This window comes from Pseudomonas sp., assembly GCF_049590575.1.
Taxonomy (GTDB): domain Bacteria; phylum Pseudomonadota; class Gammaproteobacteria; order Pseudomonadales; family Pseudomonadaceae; genus Aquipseudomonas.
In genome coordinates, this window is record NZ_JBAWDE010000246.1 from 1 (window position 1) to 7,359 (window position 7,359).

Here is a 7,359-nt window from a genome sequence, read left to right on the forward strand (position 1 = left end):
AACAACGACCAGAGTTCGTGCTGGATCCGCGTGGCTCAAGGCTGGGCCGGCGCGACCTGGGGCGCCATGGCCGTGCCACGGGTGAATCAGGAACTGATCATAAGCTTTTTGGATGGAGATCCTGACCAGCCGATCGCCACGGGGCGGACCTACCGCCAAACCAATCTGCCGCCGTATGAGCTGCCCAAACACAAGACGCGGATGACCATCAAGAGCCGCACCCATAAGGGCTCGGGTTTCAATGAGCTGCGGTTTGAGGATGAGTTGGGGCAGGAAGAAGTTTATATCCATGCTGAAAAAGACAAGAACGTCCACATCAAGCATGACAACACAACGCTTGTGGGCAATAACCGTAAAGAAGAAGTCGGCAATGATGAACAGATCACCATCGGGAACGACCAGTCCCATGAGATCGGGCGGGACCACACACTCTCCACCGGCCGCGACCATGAGGCAACTATCGGCCGGGATCGTAGGGAGCAGGTCGGCAATAACCGCTACGACACGACCACGGCCAACCACCAAAGCGAAGTGGGTGGTCACAGCCAGCAAACGATTTCAGGGCAACATCGTCTAACTGCCGGCCAAGGGATGTACCACACCACTACGGTCTATCAATTGCAAGCCAGCGAGCGTGTGGTCTTTCAAGGTCCCGGCGGTAGCCTCACGCTGGACGCGCAAGGCATCCACCTAAATGGCATAGCGATTACCCTACATGGCCCGGTAACCGCAACGGCCCCCGGTAACGGCCAAGCCCTGACGCTACAGTTGCAGCCGGAGGCAGGCCAGGCTTGCGTGGAGAAAACCCGATGACTCCGGTTAACGTCCAGGCTTTCGTCGCCGAACGGCGTGCTCCCGATACCACGCTGTACCTGTTACTCGACCTTTTGGCCGACTGCGCCGCAGACGACCCATTACACATTGAGGCGTTGCGTCAATCGGCGGGCAACGACGCTATCACGCCTCTGCATCGTCCCGATATGATTCATACGCCATCGGCCTGCCCAATGCTGGTGGCCCTCGCCACACCCGGCGTCTCGCCGTCGCAGCAACTATTGACACTATCTGCCCTACGCGCTCAAGAGGAACAGGGTCGCCACAAACGTTATGTGTGCGGTTGGATCATCAGTAGCGCCGGAGCCCAGCGTCTAAGTGCCCACATCGTTTCACTCGGACAACTTCCCGTGGAACACGGACAAGCGTTTTTTCCGATCCATGAACCCCTTCGCCTGGAGTTACTGGCCAGCACATTCCGCCGTAACGATGAGGGACCTTGGTGGCCGATCCGACACTGGCTACTGCCCACTAGCAGCGGTACGAGCAGCGTATTGACGGGCGTACCAGAACGTCGTACTCCCCCGGACACCCGCGCGACAGCCGTCCAGCAGGACGCCTCATTAGTGTCTTCATTGCTGAGCAGTTGGCAACGCGCCCTTCGCCTGCCACTGACGTATGCGCCCGCCCGCTGGCAGGGGCCTAGCGCACTCCCGCCCCAGGCGGCAGCACAGGCTTACCTGCAGATCCAGCAAGCCCGCAGGCTGGGGCTCAGCCATCAACACGACATTCTGACGCTGGCCTTGCATCGCCTGATGTTGCATCCGCGCCTGTACGAGCATGCCGGGGTTCGTGCACTGATCGAGCAGGCCGTCCAAGGGCAGGCGCCGCTCGGCAAGCTGTTGGCCCCCTACAACGACACCGCCTGGCAGCGGGTCGTCTCTGACTTGACCCATGCCGGAGCACTGCAATGACCTTGGGCGCACAGCTGCATGTCGCTGTTACCGAAACAGCCTTCTCAACGGACCAGTGCAAAGTCTGTCAACGCCACGGGCTGCCGATCCTGCCATTGCGCCGTGCGCTGGTGCCGCGCGCAGCGAATCAACCCACCCGGCCAGACACCGGGCAGGTTGATACGCAAATGGGCTTGCGCACCTTGCGCGCAGGTTACCTGTATGTCTTGCTGGACCGCACCTTCTGGCAGGCCTATCAGGTCACTCCAGATGGCTATCTACGCCAGTTCAACCCCTACTCGCCGGCGCCTGCCAACGAGACCCCGTTGTCCGATGCGTGCGTGTCGGCCAATCACGATGGCCCGGCGGCGTTCCTCAACATCGACACCCGAAAACACACTGAAGCGTGGCTGGCCTTTGCCAGTGATCCCTGGCCGGCCCGCGTGCTGGACGCCTACAAGGCCGGCCGCGCCCCGGAACGGTTTCAGAAACTCGACCTCGCCAGTGCGCGCGACACACCCGGCAGTGTCGGCCTGGCCATGAAGGCTGAGAGCCTGCAGGTGGACAAACAGGTCTATGAGTACCAGCCCCAGACCCAGCCCCACCACTGGCCCCCCACCCCGATGAACACCCTGCAACCTGGCTGGCGCTTCTACGAACACCCGCCACAAGCGGCCACGCCCGCATTCGACAGTGTGCATGGCTTTCACAGCCGTGTTCAGCGCCTGGGCGCGCTCAAGGGTTTCCTGGGCAATGCCATCACCCAGCATAAGCTGCAACACGGCGTGCTGGCGGTTGTACTGGATGACACCCTCGGCCTGGTGCAGGAACTCAACGACACCCGCAACCGCTGGGTGCAGCGGCGTCAGCAGTGGATGAGCGATCCCGAACGGGCCTACCAGTACCAGACCTCAGAGCTGCTGCTGGCCATTCGCGAGATAAACCGCCAATGGGCGCAGGACCAAACGCCACCGTCGGTTGAACCCATGACTGGCGACGGGCCGCCGGTGTTCTCAAGCCCTGAGGAGGAGCGCGAACGGATCGTCCACCAGCGCGCCCTCGCCTATAACGAGAAGCTGGAGCAGCGCTACGACGAAACGAGCCGTGCCCGCTTCCACCAGCTCTATGAGCAAGAGTGGGCCAACTACCAGCGCTACATCGATCAGAGCGGCCATGCCTACGCGGCGGTGTGTCGCTCCCGGCAATTTGCCTGTATCGAGCAAAACGACTACGACGGCGATGATCGCCCGTCAGCACGCGCCTACAGCCAGACCATGGCGCTCTGCCTGAGTGGCGGCATCAGTGAGGCGCCCGTCCTGCAACAAGACGCTGCACCGCCAGAAAACGCCGTGGCGGACACCGGCCACACGGCGGCCCTCTGGCGCGACTGGCTCACGAACCCACAGAGCCCGATCTACCGCGCCCTTCTACTGCGCGACAAACACCTGCTGGCCGGCCTTTTACCCAGTTTCACCGCAACGGCGGATACCGACTGGAACGACAGCGAAAAACTCTACGCCACCCTGGTCAAACTCATCGACAGCGACGAATTCAAACACGCTGTCCGCCCTCACCTGCAGCAAGCCATGGCACAGCTGCTCGGCGCGCTCAATGCGGCCGCCGCCCGCTTGCAACCCTCGCTCGCCCCCGGCGTGGCGCGCGTGGTGTCGCGTATCAACAGTGCCAGCCAGCTGCTGTACAACGGGCTTCACCTGACCGAGCTCAAGGTGAAAATGAAGCTCAGTGAATACTACACCCTGCAATGCGAACACCTGCGCAACCTGCAACGCAACGTCGCGGATGCCGTAGACCGCAGCTGGGAAGGTGCCAGGCGCGAGCTGGGCAACATCGATGATGAAGCCCGCAAGGCGCGCAGGCAGGTGCGCCCGCTGATCCAGGGCGGCCTGCTCAGCCTCGCGGTGCTCGACCCGAAGCTGGCTAACCTCAGCGTGACCATCAGTGTGTGGGTCGAAGGCAAGGTCACCGAACTGCACGACGCGTTGATGCGCACGGCCAACCAGGGCGTGGATCAACTGGGAAAAGGCACCCATGCCCTGCTGCTGGAGGTTGCAGTCGGTGTCGGCACGCTCGACCCGCAAGCGCGCAAGCTGCTGCAAGGCGTCAAGGTTTCATCGCACCAGGCGGCCAACTGGGTGCGCAGCGGGTTCAGCGGGTTGCGGGGGGCGGCCGGTAGCAGCGAATTGCTGCTGGCGATGGGCGGGATGTACCTGCTCAGCGACGCGCTGAATAAAAGCCTCAACGAAGTGGAGCAGGCCATGGGGGACAAGTCTGTCGAGGCGAGGTTGGCGTTGTATGGCAGTAGCTTGGGGGTGTTGGGTGGGGCGGTGGAAATCGTGGGTATAGCACTGGAAAAAGGGCCGGAGCGGGTGCAAACGGTCAGTAGGTTGTCTGGCCAAGCATCGGCGGCAGCGAAAGCGACCGCACATGCAGGCAACATGTTTGTAAGGGTTGGGGGGAGCATTGGTGCTGTGGCGGGGTTGTACGATGCTACACGGGCGGGGTTTGCCTTTAATCGCACTCGAAAGGGCGGGGATGCTTCGGCTGCAACAGGATACTTTCTCTCTGCCGCGGCTTCAGGTCTGGGAGCCGGAGCTGGCATCTGGGCTGCGGCTATTGGGACCAGCACACTACTTGGACCACTCGGTATCGCCATACTCCTCGGTCTAGCAGGATACGGTTTGTACAAATGGGCCGAAGGCGAAGAATCGACACCTCTCGAAAACTGGGCACGCCGGTGTTTTTTCGGCAAGCACAACGAAGACCCGCCCATTCATTGGAACAAGTCCGAGCATGCCCACCTCGCCATCGCCGAACTCAATGCCGCGACCCTGGGCGTTGAGGCCGGCGTCAACTTCCGTTTGCAAATCGCCGGCAGCACTGCCCATGCCTTGGGTGGACCCATGGGCAGCGTGGGCGCGCCGACCCATGAACAGCGTCTGGAATATCGCCTGATCCTGCCGCTGTTCGACACCGACCGTTCAGCCTATCGCTGGTCCCTCACCGTGCATCGCCACGGCGATGGCTCGGCCACCCAGTACACCGGCGGAGAAGTGCTGGCTGAAGGTAACTTGAACCCGCCGGCCCAAGCGACTGTTGCCAGTGAACGTCGGATGGCGCTGGCCCCGCCCACCCGCCCGAACAGGCCTGATTACCGGGCCGACAGCACCACGCCCACCCAGCAAGTACGCACCGTCTCGCTGGCCGACGGCGCTAGCCGCCAGATGATGGACATCAAAGGCGCAATCATCCTGTTGCCAGACACCCGTCGGCACAACATCGAAGCGGCCACCCTGTCGTTGACCTACTGGCCGGATCGCCACAGCCATGATGCGTATGCGGAGCTCATTCTGATGGACAGCTTGTAGACCACAGCGGACGGCGCCTTTGGTGTACTCACCCGCCGACTTTTCTCATGGCGACCATTGCTGGTCGTCATCAACCGTGTTTGCGCCCTTTGGCTATCTACTCGCCCGCTTGAAAGGGCCAATTTAACTAACTGTTTTCACCCAGAAACGGAACTACGTCATGTTATTCACAACACCATTACTCGATAAACCGGCGCCTGGTTGGAAGCGCGATTTGCCGGGACCTGACGAGCCACCATCGGTTGACCCCTACCCTCCCGTGCTCTCGAATCCACCCAATCATGTTGACGAGGTGTGCCTTGAGCTGGCCCGCGCCACTATGAGAATTCGTGGGGTCGGTGTTTGGTTGGCTCCCTTTATGCTTTTGCTATCTATGGTTATCCCTGCGGTTTTGATTAGCTATGTCGCCGCGGAGCAGCATCTCCCTCCTTTCGTGCTGATTTTTTTCGGTTCCATCATATTTATTACTGGCTTCTGGCTAGGCATTTACTTTTGGCGAATGGACACCGAGGCTCCCCGCGACGAACCCATCCGCTTCAACCGCGCCCGGCGCAAAGTCTATGTCTACCGCTTCCAGCGTGACGGGCTCAGACCCTTCAGCCGCAGCGCCTGGGGCGTACGCACTGGCGTCTATGACTGGGATGATTTACGCGCCGAAGCCTGCAGCATCTATGGCCCCATGGGCAGCGGCGGTCTCATTGAAACCGTCACCTTGGCCGTCGTGAAACCCGGTACCAACCAAGTCATCGACCGCTTCCATTTTGCCCATGAAATTCAACAAGGCGAAATGTACTGGGCCATGGCCCAACTATTCATGCAACAAGGCCCGCACGCCCTGCCCGCCTTCCCCCGCCCGCCCCGCGACTGGAACAACGAAGACGTCACCTTCAACCTCGCGCGCCACCTGGCGCCCAAGGTGCAATGGCCTGCGCCAATAGACCTGGAGTCACGCACGGCCCCTTGAATACACGCCATCACAGCGGATCAGCCACGACGAACTGGAACTGCCCATCATGCTATTCAAAACCCCGTTACTGGATAAACCGGCGCCTGGTTGGAAGCGCGATTTGCCAAGGCCTGACGAGCCACCATCGGTAGAACCCTATCCTCCCGTGCTCTCGAATCCACCCAATCATGTTGACGAGGTATGCCTTGAGCTGGCCCGCGCCACTATGAGAATTCGTGGGGTTGGTGTTTGGATGTCTCCTTTTATGTTTTTATTCACTCTTATTCCTCCCATTACTTGGATCATCCTTTTTAGAGCAACCGGAGATTTACCTTCTTTTGCATTTAATTTCTTCGGTTTCTTCGCGTTTATCGCCCCTCTCTGGGGCGGCATTTACTTCTGGCGAATGGACACCGAGGCCCCCCGCGACGAACCCATCCGTTTCAACCGCACTCGACGCAAAGTGTATGTCTATCGCTTCTTCCGTGACGGGCTCAGACCCTTCAGCCGCAGCGCCTGGGGCGTGCGCATTGACGTCTATGACTGGGATGATTTACGCGCCGAAGCCTGCAGCATCTACGGCCCCATGGGCAGCGGCGGTTCTATCCAGACCGTCACATTGGCCGTAGTCGAACCTGGCACCTGCAAGGTGCTCGATCGCTTCCATTTCGCCCACGACATCCAACAAGGCGAAATGTACTGGGCCATGGCCCAACTGTTCATGCAGCAAGGCCCGCACGCCCTGCCCGCCTTCCCCCGCCCGCCCCGCGACTGGAACAACGAAGACGTCACCTTCAACCTCGCGCGCCGCCTGGCGCCCAAGGTGCAATGGCCTGCGCCAATAGACCTGGAATCACGCACGGCCCCTTGAATACACGCCATCACAGCGGCGTGCGCGCTTTAAGCCGGGGCCTAACTCAACAACACCACCCCACCCGGCAACTCCGTGCACTTGGCCCCGTACGCATCGCGAATCAACAACGCCACGCCCGCCAGCTGCTGCAAACTGAAGCGCGCCTGCACGCGGCGCTGGCCCAGTTGCTTGTTGAGCAACACCAGCATGCCCGGGCGATAGCGGTTGATCTCGTCTACCACCGACGCCAGGGTGGCGTTGTTGAACACCAGGACCTGTTCGCGCCAGGCCACGACGGCCTGGGTGTCCACCGCCACCGGCTCGCCCATGCCGACGGCGCCGTAGGTGAGTTGGCGGCCGCCTTCCAGGCGCACGTTGCGCCCGCCGACCTCTACCGACAGCCAGCCCTCGATGCAGGTCACGCACACGGTCCGGTCGGTATTGCGC

General features: G+C 61.1%; 6 protein-coding genes. 5 read left to right on the plus strand and 1 reads right to left on the minus strand.

Going from position 1 to position 7,359, the window contains the following annotated elements; all coding sequences use genetic code 11:
- From WBR57_RS16830 to WBR57_RS16850, 5 genes are all read left to right on the plus strand, one after another.
- On the plus strand, window positions 1–813 hold an 813-nt coding region (locus WBR57_RS16830; protein WP_424084795.1), incomplete at its 5' end, for a type VI secretion system Vgr family protein.
- Window positions 810–1,748 carry a hypothetical protein gene (locus WBR57_RS16835; RefSeq protein WP_424084796.1) on the plus strand — a complete coding sequence of 313 codons (939 nt, stop codon included), beginning with the start codon at window positions 810–812 and terminating at the stop codon, window positions 1,746–1,748. The genes WBR57_RS16830 and WBR57_RS16835, both read left to right, overlap by 4 nt.
- The gene (locus WBR57_RS16840; RefSeq protein WP_424084797.1) at window positions 1,745–5,113 is read left to right on the plus strand and encodes a T6SS effector BTH_I2691 family protein; all 3,369 of its coding nucleotides are present in this window, start codon (window positions 1,745–1,747) and stop codon (window positions 5,111–5,113) included. The genes WBR57_RS16835 and WBR57_RS16840 overlap by 4 nt, the downstream gene beginning before the upstream one ends.
- A 160-nt stretch (window positions 5,114–5,273) precedes the next feature.
- The gene (locus WBR57_RS16845) at window positions 5,274–6,077 is read left to right on the plus strand and encodes a DUF6708 domain-containing protein (RefSeq protein WP_424084798.1); all 804 of its coding nucleotides are present in this window, start codon (window positions 5,274–5,276) and stop codon (window positions 6,075–6,077) included.
- A 49-nt stretch (window positions 6,078–6,126) separates the two neighbouring features.
- The gene (locus tag WBR57_RS16850) at window positions 6,127–6,930 is read left to right on the plus strand and encodes a DUF6708 domain-containing protein (RefSeq protein ID WP_424084799.1); all 804 of its coding nucleotides are present in this window, start codon (window positions 6,127–6,129) and stop codon (window positions 6,928–6,930) included.
- A 41-nt stretch (window positions 6,931–6,971) separates the two neighbouring features.
- Here the strand turns inward: WBR57_RS16850 and WBR57_RS16855 are convergent.
- A partial coding sequence (locus WBR57_RS16855; protein ID WP_424084800.1) for a FecR family protein occupies window positions 6,972–7,359 on the minus strand: 388 nt, incomplete at its 5' end.

Bases quoted from the DNA above. Each gene is read 5' to 3' on its own strand.
- WBR57_RS16835 (WP_424084796.1), top strand. From the start codon at position 810: ATGACTCCGGTTAACGTCCAGGCTTTCGTCGCCGAACGGCGTGCTCCC.
- WBR57_RS16840 (WP_424084797.1), top strand. From the start codon at position 1,745: ATGACCTTGGGCGCACAGCTGCATGTCGCTGTTACCGAAACAGCCTTC.
- WBR57_RS16845 (WP_424084798.1), top strand. From the start codon at position 5,274: ATGTTATTCACAACACCATTACTCGATAAACCGGCGCCTGGTTGGAAG.
- WBR57_RS16850 (WP_424084799.1), top strand. From the start codon at position 6,127: ATGCTATTCAAAACCCCGTTACTGGATAAACCGGCGCCTGGTTGGAAG.